Consider the following 22,678-nt stretch of genomic DNA (forward strand, 5'->3'; position numbering starts at 1 on the left):
GGGTCTTTATGGCACGATGAGCGTGCCGGCGCCATGTTCGGTGAAGAGTTCCAGCAGGACGGAATGCGGCGTCTTGCCATTCAGGATGACAACGCCTTCCACGCCACGGCGGATTGCTTCGATGCAGGTTTCGACCTTCGGGATCATGCCACCGGAAATCGTGCCGTCCTTGATGAGCGCCTGCGCATCGGCAACGGAGAGTTCCTTGATCAGCTTCTTGTCCTTGTCCAGCACGCCCGGAACGTCGGTCAGGAACAGAAGACGGGTTGCGGCCAGCGCGCCTGCGATAGCGCCTGCAAAAGTGTCGGCATTGATGTTGTAGGTGTGGCCATCACGGCCCGGAGCGACCGGTGCGATGACCGGGATCATCTCGGAACGCGCCAGAAGGTCGAGCAGGGTGCGGTCGACTTCCGCCGGCTCGCCGACAAAGCCCAGATCAAGCACTTTCTCGATATTGGAATCGGGGTCGATGACGGTCTTGTGCGCCTTCTGCGCGAAGACCATGTTACCGTCCTTGCCGCACAGGCCGATGGCCCATTCGCCTTCGGCATTGATCAGAGCGACGATTTCCTTGTTGATGGAACCGGCCAGAACCATTTCCACCACTTCGACGGTCTTTTCGTCGGTGACGCGCAGGCCGCCCTCAAAACGGGATTCGATGCCAAGCTTGGTGAGCATGGCCTGAATCTGCGGGCCGCCGCCATGCACCACAATCGGGTTGATGCCCGATTGCTTCAAAAGCGCAATATCGCGGGCAAAGGCCTTGCCGAGCTCCGGATTGCCCATGGCGTGGCCGCCATATTTCACGACGACATGCTTGTTCTCGTAGCGCTGCATATAGGGCAGGGCGGCGGAGAGGAGTTGTGCTTGCATTTCGGGATTATCAAGGGTCGTCATCGCGGGCTCCATGGCTGGCGACAGGGCAGAAGAGGCAGGCTTTTCTAGACCGGTTTTGATTCAAATGGAATCCGCGAAAACGGTCTCGCTGCTTATTTTTCACGAATAGTTTGCTGGAAACGGCTTCTTATGTATGTGCCTATGTTCTATCCAAAATATGATTTTATAGTTTCACGGTTCCATGAAGAAAGTTGTTTCGATGCGCCGATTTATTTTGACCGCTGTGGGGTCACTCTTTGCCCTCAATGCCGCCCAGAATATTGCGATGGCGGCATCCTCCACTCAAACCGTGGTCTTTGTTAGACACGGCGAAAAGCCGGAAAACGGGTTGGGCCAGTTGAACTGCCGTGGCCTGAATCGCGCGCTGAAACTGCCCGCGATCATCGCAAAACAGTTCGGCAAACCGGCTGCGATTTTCGCGCCCAATCCGTCGGAGGAGAAGGACGACAAGGGCGGAACCTATGCCTATGTGCGTCCGCTCGCCACGGTCGAACCGACCGCGATTTCGCTTGGCCTGCCGGTGGATACGCGCTTCGGTTTCGAAGATATCGACAAGCTGGAAGAAGCGCTGGAAGCGCCTGCCTATCGCAATGCAACTGTTCTGGTTGGCTGGGAGCATAAGCAGATCGTCAAGCTGGTGCGCGACATCGTCAAGGAGAACGGCGGCGACAAGCATAGCGTGCCCAAATGGTCGGGCGACGATTTTGACAGCATCTATGTGCTGCGCATTACCCGCGACGGGGCAAAGACCAATGTACAGTTCGAGCGCCGCAATCAGGGACTGAACAACCTGCCGGAAACCTGTCCTCTCTGAGGACAGGTCAGGCTGAAATCATGACTCTTTGATCACCAGAGCCACAGCTGCGCGCAAATCGTCGAGGCCGAGGCCCTTTTCCGACGAGGTGGCGATAATGCCGGGGAAGCAGGCTGCACGACGGAAGGTGAGCTTGTGCGTATCCGCCATCAGGCGCGGTACGCCTGCCGGTTTGATCTTGTCGATCTTGGTCAGCACAATCTGATAGGACACGGCGGCCTTGTCGAGAAGGTCAAGCACTTCGGCGTCGTTCTTCTTGATGCCGTGGCGTGCATCGATCAGCACATAGACGCGCTTCAGTGTGGTACGTCCGCGCAGATAGTCGAAAACGAGTCGCGTCCAGGCATCGACATGGGCTTTTGGCGCTTCGGCAAAACCGTAGCCCGGCATATCCACGAGGGCCAGCGGCGGCAGGTCGCCGTTTTCGCCGGAATAACCGTCCGGCACGAAATAGTTCAGTTCCTGCGTGCGGCCCGGCGTATTGGACGTGCGCGCAAGGCCCTTCTTGTTGACCAGAGCATTGATCAGCGATGACTTGCCGACATTGGAGCGTCCGGCAAAGGCGATCTCCACCGGACCTTCCGGCGGCAGGAATTGCATCGACGGCACGCCACGGATGAAGATCCATGACTTCTTGAACAGCGCACGGCCTTGCTCGACCAGTGCCGCCTGTGCCGCGCGGGTCGCATCTGCCGCTGCCTGAGCCGCATTGATTGCCGCCTGCTTCTTATCCTGCTCGCTCAATGTTCTTATCCTGGTCGCTTTATTCTGTCAGTGACACGCATCAATGGTATGGGCCGCATTGTCAACATGACGGCATAAAAAACCCCGCCTAAGCGGGGTTTTTCAGATTTTACTTTTTGGCCTCTTTCGGCTTTCGCTTGAAGAGGTCCCTCAGATTGTCCCAAAGCTCGATCTTGACGCCCTGACGCTTCATGATGATGCCCTGCTGGGTGATCGAGAGCAGGTTGTTCCATGCCCAGTAGATCACGAGACCAGCCGGGAACGAAGCCAGCATGAAGGTGAAGATAATCGGCATCCAGGTGAAGATCGCAGCTTGCGTGGGGTCTGGCGGCGTCGGGTTCATGCGCATCTGCAGGAACATTGTGATGCCCATCAGCAGCGGCCAGACGCCGATCATCAGGAAGTGCGGCACGGCGAAAGGCAGAAGGCCGAACAGGTTGAAGAGCGATGTCGGATCGGGCGCTGCAAGATCCTGAATCCAGCCAAAGAACGGCGCATGGCGCATTTCGATGGTGACGTAGAGAACCTTATACAAGGCAAAGAACACCGGAATCTGCACCAGCACCGGCCAGCAGCCTGCAAGCGGATTGATCTTCTCTTCCTTGTAGAGCCGCATCATTTCCTGCTGCTGCTTCATCTTGTCGTCCGCGTATTTCTCGCGGATTTCCGTCATCTTCGGCTGAACCAGCTTCATGCGCGCCATCGACTTGTACGACTTGTTGGCGAGCGGGAAGAACAGGCCCTTGAGCAGAACGGTGACAACCAGAATGGCGACGCCGAAATTGCCCGAGAACTTGTAGATCCAGTCGATGAGGTAGAACATCGGCTTGGTGATGAAGTAGAACCAGCCCCAGTCGATCAGCAGTTCGAACTGCTTAATGCCGAGCTGCTTTTCGTAAGCCTGAATCTGGGTGACGACCTTTGCACCGGCGAAGACCTGGTTCTTCAGCGAATGCGACTGGCCAGCCTCAATGGTCATCGGCGCGCCGAGGAAATCGGTCTGGTAGCGCGGGCGATCATTGGTGAAGTGCGAGAAGCGGCCGGTGAACTTTTCGTCCTGCGGCGGTACGAGCGTTGCAGCCCAATACTTGTCGGTGATGCCGAGCCAGCCGCCCATGACGTCCTTGAACGAGATGTCCTTGTCGTCTTCGACCTTGGAATATTTGATTTCCTGCAGGCCGTCCTGACCCATAACGCCGATCAGGCCTTCATGCAGAACATAGGTAGCGCTGGCATGTTCCGGCTGGTTGAAGCGGGTTACGCGGCCATAAGAGGCCAGCGAAATCGGTGCGCCGGTATTGTTGGTGATCGTGTCGTCAACGGAGAACATATAGGCGTCGTCAACCGAGATGACGCGCTTGAAGGTGATGTTCTTCTCGTTGGTATAGGTCAGCGTGACCGGCGTGGATGGAGTCAGCTTGTTGTTGCCTTCCACGGACCAGACCGTGTTCGGACCCGGAACCGGGCCGGTCGTGTCATTGCCGGTGAAGCCGAGCTCAACGAAATAGCCCTGCTTCAGCGCCGATGGCGCGAGCAGTTCGATATTCGGAGAATTGTTGTCGACGGTTTCGTGATAATTCTTGAGGAAGAGATCGTCGAGACGCGCGCCGGTCAGGTTGATCGAACCGCGCAGAGAAGGCGTGTCGATCTGAACGCGCTCAGTCTGAGCGATTGCGGCTTCGCGGGTCAGCGTGCCGCCTGCGGCTGCCACATCACCATGGCCGGGAATTGTGCCCGAAGCGGCTGGCGCCTGTGGCGTATCGCCCGCACCGTTGCCTGCCTGGCCACCCTGGGCTGCCTGCTGGGCCTGCCGCTGCTGCTCCTCAATGCGTGCCTGCTCCCGCTGGGCTTCCGTTTTCGGACCCAGATAAAACACTTGCCACAGCGTCAGTATGAGGATGGACAGGGCAATGGTGATGAAGAAATTGCGTTTATTTTCCATTGACGGGTCCTGATTCCGGTCTTTCCGTTCGGCGTTTCCCTTCGCCTTTCCGCTCGCCCTTCGCCTTGATGCGGCGGGTGAGTTCATCGGTCAGTCGCGAAAAGGGCGCAGTGAGAGCTTGCTCGCGCGCTACGATCACATAGTCGGTCGAAGGCGCCATGTCACGCCCTGCGTGACAACGTACCGCTTCTCTCAGCCTGCGGCGGATGCGATTTCGTATCACGGCGTTGCCGTTCTTCTTGGTGACGGTGAAGCCGGCGCGGGGCTTGTCGCCAATTTTGGCGGCTGCCGATTCCTCTTCCGTCCGCACGCGGACTTCGAGAAGAAATAGCGGGCCACGCCGCTTTTCACCGTTCCTTAAAGCCAAAAACTCCGCTCTCTTACGAAGGCGGAGTATTTGTTTCGGCTTTTTCATGTCTTTGTTCACCGCGCTTGGCCCTGCTGTTATTCAGGCTCTGGCGGCCTGCAAATGGCTGCTTTCTGCGCTTCCGGTGCTCATGTACCTTAAAGTACACTCCGCTCCGGTCCTCGCAAGCCGCCATTTTCGTCTCGCCATAGCCAGAATCTCAACAGGCCCGGATTGCGCGGGCAAAGATTAAGCGGAAAGCCGCTTACGGCCGCGCGAACGGCGAGCGGCGAGAACCTTGCGGCCGCCGGTGGTAGCCATGCGTGCACGGAAACCGTGACGACGCTTGCGGACGATCTTGGATGGCTGATAAGTGCGCTTCATTTTTTTAATACCGCGGTGTGCGGCCCTTCTTAATTCTGTTTTTCAGTGGAACATGATCTGGTCCGAGACCGGTTACCCTTATTCGGGATCATGCTCTATTGAACAGGAGCTGGTTCTTTTCCCTGCGGCGGACAGCATAAACCATCCGTAGACCCGCGCGGGCGAACGTGACGCGGCTTATAGGGGGAGGGGCCTCAAGAGTCAATCCGCAGATGCGATCAAAGCTGTGCTTCGATAGAAGCTTTGTCGATGATCGACCAGACCCCTTTGATCAGTCCCTTCTCGAAGGTGTAAAAGACGTTTTCGGCGAAGCTGATCCTGCGGCCATTGACCGGCAAGCCGAGAAAGACGCCAACGGGCGTGCAATCGAAAGCCAGACGGACTGCAACTGTCGGTGGTTCGCAGACCAGCAGGTCTATACTGAATTGGAGATCGGGGATCGCCTTGAAATCCTGCTCCAACATGGCGCGATAGCCCGCCAGTCCGAAAGCTCTGCCATTATGCGAGACCGCCTGATGGACAAAGTGGCCGAGATTTTCCCAGTCCTGTCCGTTCAGGCAGGCGATGTAATCGCGGTAGATGTCGGCAAGCGGCTTCTCCATGGTCGGTCCTCCTGTTTTCGAATTTAAGCGATCACGCATGGCAACGCCATTGCCAAACGGCACTTGGGCTTCCATAAGAGAGCGCACATTTTTTCCAATGCGGAACACTTTCCGCAGCAGCATTCAGAGGAGTTCACCATGAGCATCCGTCGCATCGGAGTTGGTCCACGCATGAGCCAGGCCGTGGTCCACGGCAACACCGTTTATCTCGCCGGTCAGGTGGGTGAGCCCGGCGCAAGCGTGACCGATCAGACCAAGGCCGTTCTGGCCGAAGTGGACCGCCTGCTCAAGGAAGCCGGTTCGGACAAGTCGAAGATTCTTCAGGCGATCATCTGGCTCGCCGACATGAAGGATTTCGCCGAAATGAACGCTGTCTGGGATGCCTGGGTCGATCCGGCCAACACGCCAGCTCGTGCAACCGGTGAAGCAGCCCTTGCAACGCCGGACTACAAGGTCGAAATCATCATCACCGCTGCGATCTGATCCCAGCGCGAATGCTTGAGAAAGCCCCGCTGCGAAGCGGGGTTTTTTATTCGCGGATGCGTTGCGAGAAGCCGTCGCGTCCGCCTGCCTGCGCTTTTGCGTCGATGGATGCGCGCTGGCGTACTTCTTCCAGCGAACCGCCATTCTCGATCCAGCCATTGTCGAAAAGATAGCCGGGCAGAAAGCCTGACAGCAGAATGCGATAGTCGAACGGGAATGTTGGATCGAGCAGCCGCGCCATGTCGAAGATCATGGTCGTGCAGTTGGTGGTCAGCGTGTTGTAGAATTCCGCCTTTGCGGCCAGCTGGTTGCCGCGCTCGACATAGGACAGGAACAATTGTCTGGCCGGGCCGGGCGGCAGTTTGACCTGATAGCGGTAGACGTCTTCCTTGCGGATATTGGTGCGCAGATAGATGATGTCCCGTTCCTCGGCAGCGATCATCGCCAGCTCGAATTCCCGGAAAAAGCCGCCAATAGACGAGAAGACCTCATGATGCTCGCGGCGGATTTCGCCGGAGAAGACCACATGACGCCCATCCGCAAAGCCGAATGAAAGCAGCGTGTGAGCGATGGCCGGGCTCGACCAGTAGGACAGGTAGATATCAACCGAAGTGATCTTGCTGAGATCGTAGGTTTCGTCTTTCCAATTTTCGGTAAAGTCTTCCGTCGTGCGCCATTCGAAATCGCGAACATTGGTGAGCGTGACGATATCGCCATCCACCTTGCCGGTAACGATGCGCGCGACGTCCGGCGCCCACATGCGGTCGAGGGAAGGGCGGATGGTCGTCCACCAGCCGAGGATGATGAGCGCGAGGAGGCAGAAGAACAGCCGTTTGCGCCAGCAGGAGAAGCGCCTTTCCCCGGCTATGGTCCAGAGGGTGAAGAGCAACCACAGCGCGATGATCGCCTGGCGAACAACGCTGCCGAAGGGCAACTGATACCACATCGCCAAACTCGCCCAGATCGCAAAGATAAGAGCGAAAAGGATGAAGATAAACTTGCCTGCGATGCGAACGGGCGCCGATTTCAAAATAGACGTCATGGGCCTCAGTGCTCGCCAGTTGTGGTAATCAATGTGGAATTGGCGGCGATACTGACATGATTTGCGGCGCAATGTCATTGCTTATCCAAAAAATGGATAAATTTAGTTCAGTACATTGGAATCTGTAAAAAGAAGCTCTTCTATTAGCCGTTACTTCTTTAAGGCGACAGCCTCTCCACGCGGGCGCGGCGCGGATGTCTTTCGATTGCGCCTGTAGGGACGCACCAGCCGCCACAGCAGCAGCGCTGCGACGATGGCGGCATAGATGATCGGCTCTGCGGGCCAGCTTTTCACGGATAGGATGAAATGGATCGCACCGCCTGCAATGGCGACATAGACGAGCTTGTGCAGGCTGGTCCAGCGGCGTCCGAGCCGACGGATCGACCAGTTGTTGGATGTCAGCGCCAAAGGCACCAGCAGCACGAGACTGATCATGCCGATGGTGATGAAAGGGCGGCGGAGAATATCGGCGACGATAACCGGAAAATTCAGCGCCTGATCGAGCACCATATAGGTCGCGAAATGCATAAGCGCATAATAGAAGGCGAGAAGACCGAGCGCCCGGCGATAGCGCAGCAGGCTGATGCCGGTCAGGTCGCGGATCGGGGTGACGAGCAATGTCAGGATCAGCAAGCGCAGCGCCCAGAGACCGAGCGTATGTTCGAACGTCTTGACCGGATCGGCACCAAGGCCGCCGGTCGCGCCAAGATAGAAGGTCCAGACAGCCGGAACAAACCCCGCCGCATACAGCAACCAGACCTTCCAGCCATCAGTCTTGCGACGCGTCGGCTTTTTCGCGCCCCCTTCGGTTGCACCCATTCTCTCGGCTGCCATGTCAGTAATTCGCCTTCAGGTCCATGCCGGTATAAAGCGACGCGACTTCGTCCGCATAGCCGTTGAAGGGCAGGGTCGGGCGGCGGCTGGAAGCGAAGAAACTGTCCTCGCCGATGCGCCGTTCTGTCGCCTGGCTCCAGCGGGGATGATCGACCGCCGGGTTCACATTGGCATAGAAGCCATATTCATTGGCGGCCTGCTGCTGCCACGAGGTGGGCGGCTGCTTCTCGACAAAGGAGATACGGGTAATGGCCTTGATGCCTTTGAAACCATATTTCCACGGTACCACGAGCCGGATCGGCGCGCCATTGGCGTTGGGAAGCGTCTCGCCGTAAAGGCCGACCGCCAGGATGGTCAGCGGATGCCGGGCTTCGTCCAGTCGTAACCCTTCGACATAGGGCCAGTCCAGCACCTGAAACAGCCCCTTCTGGCCGGGCATTTCCTCCGGGCGCACGACACCGGTGAAGGCGATATATTTGGCAGAGCCGAGTGGCTCCACCTGTGACAGCAGGCTTGCCAGCGGAAAGCCGATCCACGGGATTACCATCGACCACGCCTCGACACAGCGCATACGATAGATGCGCTCTTCCATTGGCATCTTGTCGATCAACTCGCGCATGTCGAATTCTTTCGGCTGCTTAACCAGCCCATCGATGGTCAGCTTCCAGGGCAGCGGCTTGTAATCGCTGGAATTGGCGGCTGGGTCGCTCTTGTCTGTGCCGAATTCATAGAAATTATTGTAGCTGGTGACATCGGCCTTCGGGGTCAGCTTTTCATCGACCTTATAGGCGGATGCGACAGCCTTGAGCGGGTCTGCAAATGCCGACGACGCAAAACCTGCGGTAGCGAGCGCGCCGAGGCCCGCCATAAACTGCCGACGGTGCAGATAGAGGTTCTTCGGTGTCACCGCATCATAAGTGAGACGGGCATGCGAAAGACGGCTGAATTTAAAGCTGCTCATGGGCGTTGATCTCTTTCTCCCGCATAATAGCTGATTTTCTCGCCAAACACGTGAAAAGCAAGGAGTTTTCATCGCTTCGGTGTGGCTCACGCTTTAGTGATGGCGAATAAGTCTCGCAATGGAGATGTAACAGAATTGTAACAGGACGTAATTTTTCGTGCATTTCGCCACATTCCTGCTAAATCTCTGCTGTTAAGAGAGTTCCATTCGCCGCGAAGGCCGTGCTCAATCGCCTTGTTGAGGGGCCACTTTCAAACCTTCGTTAACGTCTCGTTGGCTATGTAGAGATCATGGTAAAGAAGATGTTTATTGCCGCTTTGGCGGCTGCGCTTATGGTATCGACCGGCTCGGCTTTCGCTGAGGGGCAGCCTGTGGCTGTTTCCACGAAAGGTCAGGGCAAGGCACTGAGCGGTATTGCCGCTTCAATGAAAGAAGAAGAAGGCGCCCCGAAGCTCGGCGAAGGCGTCACCATGCGCGAGAAGAAGATGGATACGGAAATTACGCCGGAACAGAATTTCTCCCGCAGCAGGCAGTTCATCCACCGCTTCTATACGCCGGAAAAAGCGTCCAACGAACTGGTTATCCTGCTGCACGGTTCGGGCGGCAATGAAACCAGCCTTGTCCCGCTGGCGTCTAAGATCTGGCCGCGCGCCACGCTGCTCGGCATTCGTGGTCGTGTCATGCAGGACGGCGGCACGCGCTGGTACAAGCGCATCACGCCTGTCAAGTTCGACCAGAAGGATATCAAGCTCGAAGCCAATGCCTTCGTGACGTTCCTGACGCGGCTTGCCGACGACAAGGACCTCGACCTTACGCACGCGACTTTCGTGGGCTATTCGAACGGCGCCAATCTCCTGGCGGCAACCATGATGCTGCATCCTGATCTGGTGAAGCGTGCCGTGCTGATGCGCTCGATGCCGGTGCTGGACAATGCGCCGGTTGCCAATCTGAGCAAGACGCGCGTGCTGACGATCACCGGCGAGGAAGACAAGCTCTACTCACCCTTTGCGCCCGCGCTTTCCGCGCTTCTGCGCTCCAGCGGCGCGCGCGTCGATGCGCGCACGATTGATGCCGATCACATGCTCGGCGACAAGGATGCCGCCGCAATCAGCCAGTGGGTCGCGTCGCTTGGACCAGACGGTGCGCCTGCGGTGTCAATGCGCAGACCGTGAGTTAGGGGAGTAGGGGAATAGGGGAGTATGTTGGGCGAGAAGCGCCTGACACTCTTTTAAAACCTATTCCCCTACTGCCTTACTCCCTTATTCCCCTAATCCCTTAAAGAGACGACGCCACAATCCCCCACTTCGGAACCGAAAGCGAGGCGGTGGCCCTGATCGTCCCAGCCCATGCTGGAGATGGCCCCCTTGCCGGGGCGGCGCAGCAGAACTTCCTTTTGATCGGCAAAACGAACTAGCATGATCATGCCGTCATTATAACCAATGGCGACGATATCCTCGACCGGATGGCAGGCAACCGCCGTTACCATGCTGTCGCCGCGCAGGCCAAGCTCAAGCGGGGCCTTACCCATCGGGCCGTCCTTGCCCGCAAAAGGCCAGACGATGGCCGCAGGCGCGCCGGATGTTGCAAGCCACTTGGCCTTCACGCTCCACGACCAGTCCTTCACCTTTGCCGGATAGCCGGTCATGCGCATGTGCTTGGCGTCTTCCAGACGCCAGCCATGCAAGGCATTTTCCTGCATCGAGGTGATCAGAAAGCGGCCATCGGGCGAGAAAATGACGCCGATATGCGCGCCTTTCCATTCCAGTTCGACGGGCTTGGCGGCGGTGCCGGTCCAGATCAGTGTCGCCCCGTTGTAGCGGGCAATCGCAAGCCGCTGGCCCTTCGGCGCAAAGGCAATGCCTTCAACGCTGCGTTCCTGCGTGTATTCCTGCACCTTGCCGTCAGAGCTGCGCACCCAGGCCGAACGGCCCGATGCAAAGCCGACCGTACCGCCGGGACCGGCTGCAACAGCCGTCATCCATTTGCGCGGGACCTTGGCGAGTTCGGTCACCGTGCCGCTGGCATCGGTGCGGCAGACGCGACCGTCTTCGCCGCCGGTGATGAGCGACTTGCCGTCAACGGCAACCACAGCGCTCAACAGTCCGTCATGGGCCGTCGAACTCTGGTTGCCGTTATCCAGCCGATGGATCGTCCCATCAGCCATGGCAAAGAAAGGAACGTCGCCGATGAAGCGCGCATGAAGACAATGACCTTCGAGGTCAAACGGGGCAACTGTAGGCATCAGTGTCCAGTATTTCTTATTTGACTTGGCAGTTTTCGAAACCGGCTTTCAATTCTGCCGGGTCGAGTTCGCGTCCGATGAAGACAAGACGGCTTTCCCGCTTTTCTTCCGGCTTCCATGCGCGCTGGTGATCGCCTTCGATGATCATGTGAACGCCCTGAACTACATAGCGGTCCGGATCGTCCTTGAAAGCGATAATGCCCTTGAGGCGCAGAATGTTCGGCCCCTGCGTCTGGGTGATGTTCTGAATCCACGGGAAGAATTTCGCCGGATCGATATCACCGGCCCGCAGCGAAACAGACTTAACCGTCACATCGTGGATCGGCGAGGCATGATCGTGGTGGTGATGATCGTGGTCACAGTCCGGGCCGCAGACATGATCGTGGTCATGGTGATGATGATCATGGTCGTGATCATGCGCATGGTGGTGGTGCCCGTGGTGGTCATGATGATGGTGGTCATGCCCGTGATCATGGTCGCAATCCGGGCCACAGACATGATCGGGATGATCATGGTCGAGGAAATGCGGATCGTTTTCCAGCACGCGCTTCAGGTCGAAGGCGCCACGGTCCAAAACGCGCTCAAGCGGGATCGAGGCGCGCTCGGTGCGATGGATGATGGCATGCGGGTTGATGGCGCGGACCGTTGCTTCGATCGTGGCCAGTTCCTGCGGCGTCACCAGATCGGTCTTGTTGATCAGCACCACATCGGCAAAGGCAATCTGGTCTTCGGCTTCGCGGCTGTCCTTGAGGCGCAGCGGCAGATGCTTGGCATCCACGAGGGCGACAACGGCGTCGAGGCCGGTCTTGGCGCGCACGTCGTCATCCATGAAGAAGGTCTGCGCGACCGGAACCGGATCGGCAAGGCCGGTGGTTTCCACGACGATGGCGTCGAAACGGCCCGGACGGCGCATCAGACCTTCCACCACGCGGATCAGGTCGCCGCGCACGGTGCAGCAGATGCAGCCATTGTTCATTTCGTAGATTTCTTCATCCGACTCGACGATCAGGTCGTTGTCGATGCCGATCTCGCCGAATTCGTTGACGATAACGGCATAACGCTTGCCGTGATTCTCGGTCAGAATGCGGTTGAGAAGGGTGGTTTTGCCCGAGCCCAGATAGCCGGTCAGAACGGTAACGGGAATGCGGCCAGCTTCAGTGGTCGCCTCTGCTGTGGTTTGGGCTTCAGCCTGGCTCATGATCATGCCTCTAGACGTTGCGGCCCCGGATCGGTCGGTGCGCAAAGGCGCATGCCGGGACTTCGGATCGGACATTTCATATAAGGGAACGACGACAGTAATGCCATATGCAATGCTATATTATTACATATGCCCCTTCACATTCGCGCCATCGGTATGAACCCTAGGATTTGAACCGCACCAGATCGAAGCGATGGACATCGCGCAGCAGTTCGACAAAGCCGGATACGGCATTGGCGATCAGCTTTTCGCCTGCTTCCGCCGTTGCTGCGGCAGCGTTGCCTGCAACGCCTTCCGGGTTGAGATCGTGCATCTTCCAGCCAAATGCGTGCGGACCATAGGCGCGCAGGAACTTGAATTCCTCGGCGTAGCGTGACTGGGCGTTGCTGAAATTGCGTGCTTTCGACATATCCACCAGATCGGGCCGCAGCGCCAGCATCACCGAGGTTTCGATAAAGCCGCCATGAATATCGAGCGCCTTTTCTTCCGGCGTGATCAGGCCGTCCGGCAGGCCGAAGCGGGTCCAGCTGGTCGCGACTGCGAGCATGCCGAGCCGGACGCGCAATTCGGTCGCCACGATGGTCATCAATGGCGAGTTGCCGCCATGGGCGTTCAGCATGACCAGCTTGCGGATGCCGCCCGCATGCAGGTTTTCGCCGATGCCGATCCACTGGTTGACCGCTTCCGAAAAGGCAAGGCTCTGTGTGCCTTCGGTATCCATGTGTTCGATGGAATAGCCGACTGGCTGCACCGGCAGGAAATTGACGTTTAGACCAGCCGGTATCGCCTCGCCAACCCGCGCGGCAATGCCTTCCGCGATGATCGTGTCCGTCTCGAACGGCAGGTGAGGGCCATGCTGTTCGTGTGCGCCAAGGGGCAGGACGACAATCATATCGCTGTTCTGATCGCGCAGTTCCGTCATATTTTCCTCACTGTTTTTTTCTGGTGGTCGAACCTAACGTCGGTTCGCCGGGGGGGCAACCCAAGCGGTAAAAACACCGCCCCTCACTTCAGCGAAATGTTTTTAACCTTGTTGTTTCATAAGTCGGACAATATTTTACGCTATAAACATCTCCGGCAATGTCGATCGAGCGACAGAATGAAGTCGCAACAAAGGGTGAGGTGGCGATGAACAAGGACAATAAAGCGGTTGTACTTTATCGGCTGCAATCCGTGGCGCGTCTTTCAAGAACAGTTCTGGCCACACGGCTTCTGGAACAGGGACTTTATGCCGGACAGGATGCGGTCATGCTGCAACTGGCCGCTGAAGACGGTCTCACACCCGGCGTGCTTGCGCAGCGGCTTGGCGTGCGCCCGCCAACCATCACCAAGACGATTGCCCGCCTGCAAGGACAGGGTTTTGTCGCCAAGCGTGCTTCCGATACCGACCAGCGCCAGTCGCATGTTTATCTGACGCAGGCGGGACTTGAGACGATCAAGGCCATCGAGAAATCCATTCGCAAGACCGACAAGGACATGCTGAAGGGCCTCGACAAGAAAGAGCGCAAGACGTTCCTGAAAATGCTGGGTCGTATGGAAGGCAATCTGGCGCTGCGCGGTCTGTCGCGTGTGGCGGAAGAACCGTCCGCCGATGCCATTGACGACGACGAAGCTGAATAAGCGGCGGCGGTTTCAGCTTGATGCCAAAAATACTTTCAATTCAATAATTGCAATGGCATAACCGTTTTAATGATGACGCCCTTGTGACATGTGACGCGGGGCTTTCGTGGCATGGACCGTTGGGGGAGGCGACTTGGCCCAGAAAATCAAGCTTTCGACCATCGCTGATGCGCTGGGTGTTTCGACGGCTACCGTTTCGCTTGCGCTGCGCGACAGTCCGCTTGTTGCCGACCAGACCCGTGAGAAGATCAAGGAACATGCCCGCGCCATCGGTTATATCTATAACCGCAGGGCAGCGAGCCTGCGCACGTCGCGGTCGGGGATTGTCGGTGTCGTGGTGCACGACATCATGAACCCGTTTTTCGCGGAAATTCTGAAATCCATCGAATCGGAACTCGACCGGTCCCGCCAGACCTTCATTTTGTCCAACCATTACGATCAGCTGGAAAAGCAGCGCACCTTCATGGACACGCTTTTGCAGCTTGGCGCCGACGGGGTGATCATGTCGCCCGCCATCGGTACGCCGCCGGAAGATATCCAGATCGCCGAGGATAACGGCCTGCCGGTCGTTTTCATCGCGCGCAGTGTCGAGGGCGTTCATGCGCCGGTGTTTCGGGGCGATGACGCTTATGGCGTCGGTCTTGCCACCAATCACCTGATTTCGCTTGGTCACAAGCGCATCGCAATGATCGGCGGCACCGACCAGACTTCGACCGGTCGCGACCGTTATCGCGGTTATGTTCAGGCGATGGAGAAGGCCGGGCTTGAAGTGCGCGACGACTGGCGCATCGCGGGTCCGCGCACCAAACAGGGCGGGTTTGAAGTCGCGCCGCAGTTCCTCGCCTTGAAGGACAAGCCGACGGCTGCCGTGTGCTGGAACGACCTGACCGCAATCGGCCTGATGAATGGCATCGCGCGCGCCGGGCTTGTGCCGGGCGACGACATATCGGTCACCGGCTATGACGATCTGGAAGAGGCGGCGATTGCAACGCCTGCGCTTACGACCGTCTGGAACGGCCAGCGCGAGGTCGGACGCCGCGCCGCCCGCGCTTTGCTCGATCAGCTGAACGGTGTCGAGGTTGCCTCGACGCAGGAACTCATCAAGCCGGAACTGCATATAAGGCAATCGACGTCCAAGCCCAAACAGCCCTGATTTCCACGCTCCGGGTCCGGTTCAAGCTGACCGGCTACCGGTCTCCCACGAACTGCGAAATGCCCAGAGGAATATTGTCATGACCAAGCGCGACGCAACCGTTCTGGTGCTCGGTAACTTCAACGATTATGCCGTCGAACGCCTGTCGGGTGAGTTTTCGGTACGCCGCATCCCGCGCGGCGACGCGGCGCTCGTTGATGCGGCCTGGGCTGGCGATGTGCAGGGCATTGCCAGCATGTCCACCGTGGATGCCGCGCTCATCGACGCTTTGCCCAATCTGAAGATCATCGGCAATTTCGGCGTCGGTTATGATGCCGTCGATGCCAAACATGCCGCCACCCGCAACGTGATGGTCACCAACACGCCGGACGTACTGACCGACGAAGTGGCCGACACGGCGCTCGGCCTTTTGATCGATACGGTGCGCGAATTGTCGAAGTCGCAGGAATTCCTGCGTGCGGGCCGCTGGGAAAAGGAAGGCCGCTATCCGCTGTCGAAGCTTTCGCTGCGCGGACGCAAGGTCGGCATTTTCGGCCTTGGCCGTATCGGCAAGGCGGTCGCCCATCGTGTGGAAGCGTTTGGCCTGCCGGTTTCCTACCATAACCGCCGCAAGGCGGAAGGTGTCGCTTACGATTATTATCCAAGCCTGCTTGAGCTGGCCAAGGCGGTCGACACGCTTATTCTGGTTGCACCGGGTGGTGCGGAAACGGCCAAGGCGGTCAATGCTGACGTGCTGCAAGCACTCGGTTCCGATGGCGTTCTGATCAATGTCGGTCGCGGCTCGCTGGTCGATGAAGACGCGCTGGCCAAGGCTTTGAACGACGGCACGATTGCGGCTGCGGGACTGGATGTTTTCTCCAACGAACCATCCGTGCCGCAGGGCCTGCTCGATGCACCGAATACGGTTTTGCTGCCGCATATCGCATCCGCATCGCACAAGACCCGTCAGGCCATGGCCGATCTGGTGATCGATAATCTCATTGCGTGGTTCGATACCGGCAAGGCGATCACGCCGGTGCCGGAGACGGAATCCGTTAAGGGAGTAGGGGAGTAGGGCAGTAAGGGAGTATGTGAAGAAAGTGCTTGATAGACGCCTCGGCGTCACGCACCCTATTCCCCTATTCCCCTATTCCCCTATTCCCCTATTCCCCTATTCCCCTATTCCCCTATTCCCCTATTCCCCTATGCTCCCGCACCGCCTCGCCAAACGCCTCGAATATCTTCCGCGAGGGGGCATCGGACTGGACCCAATATTCCGGGTGCCATTGGACGCCGACGACAAAACCCTTGGCGTCCTTGACGGAGACGGCTTCCACGGTGCCGTCTTCGGCCACGGCTTCCACTTCAAGGCGCGGCGCAAGCCGGTCGATGGCCTGACGGTGCACCGAGTTCACCTTTACGCTGTCTTCTTTCAAAATTGCGCCAAGGCATGAATCCGGCTTGATCCGGATCGGGTGCTGGATCGCGAAACGCTCGGCCTGGCTTTCGGATTGCGGCGCACGGTGATCCATCCGGCCCTGCAATTCCTGAATTTCGGTGGCCAGCGTGCCACCCAGCGCCACATTCAATTCCTGAATGCCGCGGCAGATCGCCAGTACCGGCACGCCTTTTTCAATGGCCGCGCGGATCAGTGGCAGCGAGGTCGCGTCACGCGCATCGTCATAGGGTTCGAAGGCCGCACTCGGCTCGACACCGTAGAGGGCAGGGTTGACGTTGGATTTCGAGCCGGTGATCAGCACGCCATCCACCGCGTCGAGAATGGCGTCGAGATCCATCTTGTCGCCGAAGCTTGGCACCAGAAGCGGCGTCACTTGCGCGACATCGATGGCCGCAGCCAGATATTGATCCGGCGCTGCATGCCAGGTGTAATTCTCGAAAGGTTTGACGTCAGTCGGTACGGCAATGAGGGGGCGGGACTTCGACATAGCACTCAAATCCATGAATTTGGCTCTCAGCCTTCTGCAATAGAGCACATCCTCAAAACTGTGAAACAGTTTTCGGATAAGATGTGCGTGAATGAAGGCTTCTGCAATTGGCAGGAAGTGTCGTCTTTTCATCACGCTCGCGCGGCTTTTGTGTATTGTCTTGATTTGAAGCGTTTTTTGCCTCTATGCACGGGTTAAATGCCGTTATGAATGTCCTGGAGCGGTTCCGGTTAAGACGATTTGTGGAACCGCTCTATCTATTTGTTTTTGAGCATTATCCTACGCATCGAAGCGGGATAAGAAATCAGTCCAGCGAATTGATTTCCCCGCGCAGACGCTACGCACTTTTGCTGGAAATGCTCTAATAGGGGTGAAAATGGATTGGCAGTTGAGGGGATGCATGACTGACGATCAGCTTTTTTCCGTCCGGGGCAAGGTCATTGCCGTGACGGGAGGTTCCTCGGGTCTGGGCCTGCGCATGGTGCATGTGCTGGCGGGCCATGGAGCAAAAGTGATCTCCATTTCGCGCACGCATGCCGGTGAAAGCCTGTGTCCGTCGGGCGGCGAAGTTTTGGAAATCATGGCGGATGTAACCCATCCTGACGAAATCATACGCGCCTTCGATGAAGCCGAGCAGCGTTTCGGGCCGATTACGACCCTGTTCAACAATGCCGGTGTGGCCCATATGGCGCGGGCGCTTGATACGACACGCGATATGCTGGAGCATATTTTCGAGGTCAATGTGGCTGGCGCTTTCTTCGTGGCGCAGGAAGCCGCGCGCCGCATGATCGCTCATGGCGCAGGCGGTTGCATTATCAATACGACCAGCATTCTGGGCGACAGGCCGCAGAAGGGTGCGGCGGCTTATTCCATGTCCAAAGCCTGCATTACCCAGATGACGCGCGCGCTCGCGCTTGAATGGGCCGGGCACGATATCCGCGTCAATGCGATCTCTCCGGGCTGGTTTCCGACCCGAATCAACGAGGAACAGCTCAGCGGACCCGCCGCAGGCTACTTCAAAGGGCGTAATCCACTGCGCCGCCTTGGCGAACCGCAGGATCTCGACGGCGTGGTGCTGATGCTGGCCTCGGATGCCAGCCGCTATATGACCGGCACAATCGTCAATGTGGATGGTGGGCACAGTCTCTGAATGTGTCCATCCGAGCTAGCGATTTATCCGGCTCTGGCGGGCTTTCATCCGGGTTTCCTCCAGTGCCTGTGAAATCCCGGCGATATTCTCTAGTTTTGCTGTAGATCACCCGTGAAGAGCTGATGCCGGGAAAGGCGAAATACAGCCCGTTTTCGCGCTCTGCTTTCGCGGTCAAATTGTTTGAGGCTCGTCGCTTTAAAAGCTTATGGTTGTATTGCTGTTCTCCAGCTTGCAGATAAGTTGTTCCCGTAAAAATAGTTGGGATACATCTTATGGTGGCGGTGGTAACAGCTTGTGGTTTCATTTCGCGAAAGATATTTTTAAGTCATTAGTGCAATAATCGCCCTCACGATACGGACACAAGCAAGGACATGTGGCGAAGCCGTAAACCTGACATACCTGCAGACGTGCGGCTTTCTTTCATGCGATCACTTTATGGTAATCGCACTACGCTCTGGTTTGGCTTGCTGGCCCATGTGGTGGCCTGTGTCGTCATTTATGTAAAAACACTCGACTGGCATTTCATCGGCTTTGCCGGGCTTTTTGCTGTGGTCGCTCTCGGTCGTCTCTACGACATGCGGCAGTTCGATCGCGCCAGGCTCACCCAACTCACATCCGCCGATCTCGACCGCTGGGAATTGCGCTATCTCATAGGCGCTTCGCTGGTCTGCGCAACGCTCGGCATGTTGTGCTTCTTCTCGATCTTCGTGCTGCGCGATCCCTTTGCCGAACTGGCGAGCCTGACCATCTTGCTGGCTTCCGTCGTTTCCATCGTCGGGCGCAATTATGCCTCGGCGAAGGCGGTCGTTCTGATGTCGATCTGCACGCTCATTCCGGTTCTGGCCGGGCTCGTGCTTGCGGGGACTCCCTTTCACATCATTATCGGCCTGCTGCTGATCCCGTATTTCCTGTCCAATATCGAGATGGCGAACGGCCTGCGCGAATTTCTCTTCGCTGCCGTCATGGGCAAGCGGCGCCTGTCGATTGTGGCCGGTCGGTTCGATGCCGCGCTCAACAATATGCCGCAGGGCCTTCTCATGCTCGACGGCCAGAGCCGCATTGCGGTCATCAACAACAAGGCCAAGGCGATGCTGCGGATCGCCGAACACACCAAGCTGCACGGGCGCAGGTTGGAAGTGCTGCTGCGCTATTGCGCGCGGGAAGGGCTGTTTCCGCACAACGACATGACCAATGTGCGCGCCCGCATGACCGATCTCGTTGCCGGGCGCAAGACACGCGACATTTTTCAACTTTCCGGCGAGCGCTATATAGAATGTATCGGCAACCAGACTGTTGGCGACGGCGCGGTTCTCATGTTCGAGGACGTGACGCAGCGTGTCGAGGCAGAAGCCCGCATTCAGCATATGGCGCGGTTCGATGGTCTGACCGGCCTTCCGAACCGTAATTATTTCGAGACCATGGTGCGCACGCTGCGCGCCCACCAGCCGTCGGACAGTTTTGCCGCTCTGGTCGTCATCGACATCAACCACTTCAAGCATGTCAACGATACGCTTGGCCATCACACGGGCGATGTGTTGTTGCGGCTGTTTGCGGAGCGGCTTTATTCGCTCGACCAGCAGCGCTTTGTGGTGTCACGATTCGGCGGCGACGAGTTCGTGGTGTTTGTGTTCAATCTTCAGACGCAAGCCGAAATTACCGGCGTGATGGATCATATCACCTCGGTCGTGTCCGGCGTTTATGATCTTGATGGCGATCATGTGCATATCGAGATCAGCGCCGGTATCGCGATTGAGAATATCGCAAGCTGCGATGTCGGAAATATGCATATCAATGCCGATCTGGCGCTTTACGAAGCAAAAGGTCATGAAGACCGGCAGTGGGCGGTTTTCGTCGGCGCGATGGATACCAAATATCGCAGCCGCCAGAAGCTCAAGGCCGATCTCCGACAGGCCATCGGGAATAATGAAATCAAGGTCGTCTATCAGCCCATCGTCAGTGCGCAGTCTCTGCGCATTGTTGCTTGTGAAGCACTGGCGCGCTGGGAGCATCCGGAGCTGGGCAATGTGCCGCCTGCGGAATTCATCCCGCTGGCTGAGGAAATGGGGATTATCACCGATATCACCCGCTTCATGCTGGAACAGGCCTGCATGGATTGCCTGACCTGGGGGGACCGCATCGGTGTTTCCGTCAATCTGTCGGCCATCGACCTGAAAAGCAGCGAGATTGCCCGCGATATCGCCGCCGCCTTGCAGAAATCCGGGTTGCCTGCACACCGTCTCGAAGTCGAGGTGACGGAAAGCGCGATCATTGCCGACCGCAACAAGACATCCATGGTTCTGCAGCGGCTGAAGAATGCGGGCATCAACATTGCGCTCGACGATTTCGGCACGGGCTATTCCAGCCTGAGCTATCTCAACACGCTGCCGCTGACTAAGGTGAAGGTGGACCGTTCCTTTGTGCGCGACATCACTACCGACCGCCGGTCGCTGATGCTGTTGCGTGGTGTGACGCAGCTCTCGCACGAGCTTGGTCTCGGCGTGACCGTCGAAGGCGTGGAGACCGAAGAACAACTGGCGCTGATCCGCGTTGCCGCCGGTGCCGATCTGGTGCAGGGTTATCTTCTCGGCATGCCGCTGCCCGCCGACACGATCGGCTCGATGACGACGAAATCCGTCACATGGCGCGAGGGCGGCCGTACGGTTGCCTGATCCTTTTTAGGTCGGGACCGTGCGCCCCGTGACAATTGCGCGCGACGGATGCGCTGAACTTCGCTTCAAGAATGAAAAACAGGTTGCCGGACCGGTCATCGAATTATGGCAAACACGGCAAGAGGCCCTGAAATGCGCTTCAACGCGCATTTATCATCCGGTGGCCCACAAAAACGCTGTCTCGATGTGGCGAATCTGTGGCAATATTATGTCTCAAAAATGGCGCGGGGGCGTATATGCGGTTGAACTTATACCTTTACATGAAGGGAAAGCTGCTTATTCTGCGCGCTGAATTGAAGTGCATGATTTGCATGATTTGGTGGTGCGGAAATCGCTTATATGACTGATTCAGCTGTTTCGGGGGAGAAGCCGCCGCTATCCAATTTTGCGCGACAGCTGCTGCATTTTCTGGATCGTGTCGAGTATCGGCGAATTGTCCATGCGGAGGATCTGGAAGAGATCGGTCGGCTTCGTTATCGTTCCTATCGTACCCGCAATGTGATGGACGAGGCCGAAGTACCGTCCATCATCGATGATATCGACCGGGACAGCCACGCTTTCGTCTATGGCGTGCATGTTGACGGGCAGCTTGTCAGCACATTGCGCATTCATCACATCACGCCCGATCATCGCAAGGGAACGAGCTATGCTCTGTTTCCCGATATTCTCGATCCGCTGCTCAATAGCGGCATGCATTTCGTCGATCCGACCCGCTTTGCCGCCGATCCCGAATTGCTGAGCGAATATCCGGCCATCCCCTATATCACACTGCGCATCGCGGCGATGGCGTCAGAATTCTTCGTGGCAGATCAATGCCTTGCCTCGGTGAAACCTGAGCATATGGCCTTTTACAAGCGCATCTTCGGCACGACGATGATGGCCGATGCGCGCGAACATGCGGGCTATGGCATCAAGGTCGGGCTGGGTGCAGCGCCGATCCGCAATATTCGCGATGCGGTTGCGGTGCGCTTCCCGTTCTTCAAGTCATTACCACGCGAGCGGCAGGCGATGTTTGCCGATATGCGGGGCGGCTCCGTGCCGCTGACCATCATGGCGACCGCGAAATATACCGGCCTCGGCGCATAAACTGTTCTAAATATTTAAATGTAGCGCATCGCGTGAATTCGATTTACGAACACTACGGAACCGCTTCACGCGGAGAGAGGGTTGGCTGCGACGAAAAGACTTGCCGTAGAGGCCGGGCTTTTATTGCAGACACGTTGAAGATTGCAGGTGTTTTCGCTTAACATCATGGATGTTGGGTGGAAAATCTGAATGGGTGGAACGAAAATGGCAGAACATCATACGACGGCTCCGGCTGAACTTGGCGCACCGATGGACTATGCTGAGCATGAGAAAACTTATGCCGGTTTCACGGGCCTGGTTAAATGGGGCACGGTGGCGCTTGTCGCCCTTATGATTGCCATGGCGTTCGGCTTTTTCGCTGGTGGTTTCTTCTCCGCGACCATTCTATTTGTCCTAGTCTGCGTCGCCGCCTGGTTCATCCTCTAGCGCATTGACGCGGGCTGGATGACGACATCCGGCCTTGCGAAAATGCAGCAAGATCTAAGAGCGAACCGGGATTAACCCCGCATGATTTGATCGAATGCCTTGGCGTGGGTTACCATGCCGAGGTTTTATGCATGTCTTAGCACTACAGTCGCATTCTTCG

At 57.5% G+C, this 22,678-nt stretch carries 23 protein-coding genes; 10 read left to right on the forward strand and 13 right to left on the reverse strand.

The window, feature by feature from the left end; translation table 11 throughout:
- Window positions 1–6 precede the first annotated feature (6 nt).
- Complete coding sequence (argB, locus tag WIX40_RS16790; RefSeq protein WP_109369636.1) at window positions 7–897, reverse strand: acetylglutamate kinase; 891 nt, start codon at window positions 895–897, stop codon at window positions 7–9.
- Between the two features lie 199 nt (window positions 898–1,096).
- Here argB and WIX40_RS16795 point away from each other — a divergent pair, with 199 nt between their 5' ends.
- A complete protein-coding gene (locus tag WIX40_RS16795; RefSeq protein ID WP_339440746.1) occupies window positions 1,097–1,711 on the forward strand; it encodes a hypothetical protein in 615 nt (204 codons plus the stop codon).
- Between the two features lie 18 nt (window positions 1,712–1,729).
- Here the strand turns inward: WIX40_RS16795 and yihA are convergent, their stop codons facing one another.
- The 5 genes from yihA to WIX40_RS16820 form a co-directional block, all read right to left on the reverse strand.
- Window positions 1,730–2,374 carry a ribosome biogenesis GTP-binding protein YihA/YsxC gene (gene yihA / locus WIX40_RS16800; protein WP_235858999.1) on the reverse strand — a complete coding sequence of 215 codons (645 nt, stop codon included), beginning with the start codon at window positions 2,372–2,374 and terminating at the stop codon, window positions 1,730–1,732.
- Between the two features lie 190 nt (window positions 2,375–2,564).
- Window positions 2,565–4,397: a membrane protein insertase YidC gene (gene yidC, locus WIX40_RS16805; protein ID WP_339440747.1), complete on the reverse strand. Its 1,833-nt coding sequence runs from the start codon at window positions 4,395–4,397 to the stop codon at window positions 2,565–2,567.
- Window positions 4,387–4,812, reverse strand: a complete 426-nt coding sequence (gene rnpA, locus WIX40_RS16810; RefSeq protein WP_121538857.1) for a ribonuclease P protein component — start codon at window positions 4,810–4,812, stop codon at window positions 4,387–4,389. Before rnpA ends, yidC begins: the two co-directional genes overlap by 11 nt.
- 180 nt (window positions 4,813–4,992) lie before the next feature.
- Complete coding sequence (gene rpmH, locus WIX40_RS16815) at window positions 4,993–5,127, reverse strand: 50S ribosomal protein L34 (RefSeq protein WP_006467565.1); 135 nt, start codon at window positions 5,125–5,127, stop codon at window positions 4,993–4,995.
- Window positions 5,128–5,345: 218 nt separating this feature from the next.
- On the reverse strand, window positions 5,346–5,729 hold the full coding sequence (locus tag WIX40_RS16820; protein ID WP_140026321.1) for an ester cyclase: 384 nt from the start codon (window positions 5,727–5,729) through the stop codon (window positions 5,346–5,348).
- A gap of 138 nt (window positions 5,730–5,867) precedes the next feature.
- Here WIX40_RS16820 and WIX40_RS16825 point away from each other — a divergent pair, with 138 nt between their 5' ends.
- Window positions 5,868–6,212, forward strand: a complete 345-nt coding sequence (locus WIX40_RS16825; protein WP_140026322.1) for a RidA family protein — start codon at window positions 5,868–5,870, stop codon at window positions 6,210–6,212.
- Between the two features lie 46 nt (window positions 6,213–6,258).
- On the opposite strand, the gene WIX40_RS16830 is transcribed toward WIX40_RS16825, so the two are convergent.
- The 3 genes from WIX40_RS16830 to msrP all read right to left on the reverse strand — a co-directional run bounded on the left by WIX40_RS16830 (window position 6,259) and on the right by msrP (window position 9,049).
- On the reverse strand, window positions 6,259–7,254 hold the full coding sequence (locus tag WIX40_RS16830; RefSeq protein WP_339440758.1) for an Lnb N-terminal periplasmic domain-containing protein: 996 nt from the start codon (window positions 7,252–7,254) through the stop codon (window positions 6,259–6,261).
- A 150-nt stretch (window positions 7,255–7,404) separates the two neighbouring features.
- Entirely contained in the window at window positions 7,405–8,073 is a 669-nt protein-coding gene (msrQ, locus tag WIX40_RS16835; RefSeq protein ID WP_140026342.1) for a protein-methionine-sulfoxide reductase heme-binding subunit MsrQ, read from the reverse strand.
- A gap of 16 nt (window positions 8,074–8,089) precedes the next feature.
- Window positions 8,090–9,049, reverse strand: a complete 960-nt coding sequence (gene msrP / locus WIX40_RS16840; RefSeq protein WP_339440760.1) for a protein-methionine-sulfoxide reductase catalytic subunit MsrP — start codon at window positions 9,047–9,049, stop codon at window positions 8,090–8,092.
- A gap of 290 nt (window positions 9,050–9,339) precedes the next feature.
- Between msrP and WIX40_RS16845 the strand changes: the two genes are divergently transcribed.
- Window positions 9,340–10,221 carry an alpha/beta hydrolase gene (locus WIX40_RS16845; protein ID WP_109369629.1) on the forward strand — a complete coding sequence of 294 codons (882 nt, stop codon included), beginning with the start codon at window positions 9,340–9,342 and terminating at the stop codon, window positions 10,219–10,221.
- 95 nt (window positions 10,222–10,316) lie between these two features.
- Here the strand turns inward: WIX40_RS16845 and WIX40_RS16850 are convergent, their stop codons facing one another.
- The 3 genes from WIX40_RS16850 to WIX40_RS16860 form a co-directional block, all read right to left on the reverse strand.
- Window positions 10,317–11,291 (reverse strand): WD40 repeat domain-containing protein, encoded by a 975-nt coding sequence (locus tag WIX40_RS16850; protein WP_339440762.1) that lies wholly within the window; start codon window positions 11,289–11,291, stop codon window positions 10,317–10,319.
- A gap of 16 nt (window positions 11,292–11,307) precedes the next feature.
- Window positions 11,308–12,489: a CobW family GTP-binding protein gene (locus WIX40_RS16855; RefSeq protein ID WP_180918096.1), complete on the reverse strand. Its 1,182-nt coding sequence runs from the start codon at window positions 12,487–12,489 to the stop codon at window positions 11,308–11,310.
- A gap of 163 nt (window positions 12,490–12,652) precedes the next feature.
- Window positions 12,653–13,411 (reverse strand): creatininase family protein, encoded by a 759-nt coding sequence (locus tag WIX40_RS16860; RefSeq protein WP_339440763.1) that lies wholly within the window; start codon window positions 13,409–13,411, stop codon window positions 12,653–12,655.
- Window positions 13,412–13,617: 206 nt separating this feature from the next.
- Between WIX40_RS16860 and WIX40_RS16865 the strand changes: the two genes are divergently transcribed.
- The 3 genes from WIX40_RS16865 to WIX40_RS16875 all read left to right on the forward strand — a co-directional run bounded on the left by WIX40_RS16865 (window position 13,618) and on the right by WIX40_RS16875 (window position 16,316).
- Complete coding sequence (locus WIX40_RS16865; protein ID WP_140026327.1) at window positions 13,618–14,109, forward strand: MarR family winged helix-turn-helix transcriptional regulator; 492 nt, start codon at window positions 13,618–13,620, stop codon at window positions 14,107–14,109.
- A gap of 133 nt (window positions 14,110–14,242) precedes the next feature.
- Window positions 14,243–15,262, forward strand: coding sequence for a LacI family DNA-binding transcriptional regulator (locus WIX40_RS16870; protein ID WP_109369625.1), 1,020 nt, complete (start codon window positions 14,243–14,245; stop codon window positions 15,260–15,262).
- 79 nt (window positions 15,263–15,341) lie between these two features.
- Entirely contained in the window at window positions 15,342–16,316 is a 975-nt protein-coding gene (locus WIX40_RS16875; RefSeq protein WP_339440766.1) for a 2-hydroxyacid dehydrogenase, read from the forward strand.
- Between the two features lie 112 nt (window positions 16,317–16,428).
- On the opposite strand, the gene WIX40_RS16880 is transcribed toward WIX40_RS16875, so the two are convergent.
- Window positions 16,429–17,187, reverse strand: coding sequence for a gamma-glutamyl-gamma-aminobutyrate hydrolase family protein (locus tag WIX40_RS16880; protein WP_140026330.1), 759 nt, complete (start codon window positions 17,185–17,187; stop codon window positions 16,429–16,431).
- A 400-nt stretch (window positions 17,188–17,587) separates the two neighbouring features.
- On the opposite strand from WIX40_RS16880, the gene WIX40_RS16885 reads away from it, so the two are divergent.
- The 4 genes from WIX40_RS16885 to WIX40_RS16900 all read left to right on the forward strand — a co-directional run bounded on the left by WIX40_RS16885 (window position 17,588) and on the right by WIX40_RS16900 (window position 22,518).
- On the forward strand, window positions 17,588–18,337 hold the full coding sequence (locus WIX40_RS16885) for an SDR family NAD(P)-dependent oxidoreductase (RefSeq protein ID WP_109369621.1): 750 nt from the start codon (window positions 17,588–17,590) through the stop codon (window positions 18,335–18,337).
- Between the two features lie 371 nt (window positions 18,338–18,708).
- On the forward strand, window positions 18,709–21,006 hold the full coding sequence (locus WIX40_RS16890; RefSeq protein WP_109369620.1) for a putative bifunctional diguanylate cyclase/phosphodiesterase: 2,298 nt from the start codon (window positions 18,709–18,711) through the stop codon (window positions 21,004–21,006).
- Window positions 21,007–21,345: 339 nt separating this feature from the next.
- Window positions 21,346–22,092 carry an N-acyl amino acid synthase FeeM domain-containing protein gene (locus WIX40_RS16895; protein WP_109369619.1) on the forward strand — a complete coding sequence of 249 codons (747 nt, stop codon included), beginning with the start codon at window positions 21,346–21,348 and terminating at the stop codon, window positions 22,090–22,092.
- Between the two features lie 204 nt (window positions 22,093–22,296).
- Window positions 22,297–22,518 (forward strand): aa3-type cytochrome c oxidase subunit IV, encoded by a 222-nt coding sequence (locus WIX40_RS16900; RefSeq protein WP_109370289.1) that lies wholly within the window; start codon window positions 22,297–22,299, stop codon window positions 22,516–22,518.
- Window positions 22,519–22,678: the final 160 nt, after the last annotated feature.

It is taken from the genome of Ochrobactrum teleogrylli, assembly GCF_037482325.1.
Taxonomy (GTDB): domain Bacteria; phylum Pseudomonadota; class Alphaproteobacteria; order Rhizobiales; family Rhizobiaceae; genus Brucella; species Brucella teleogrylli.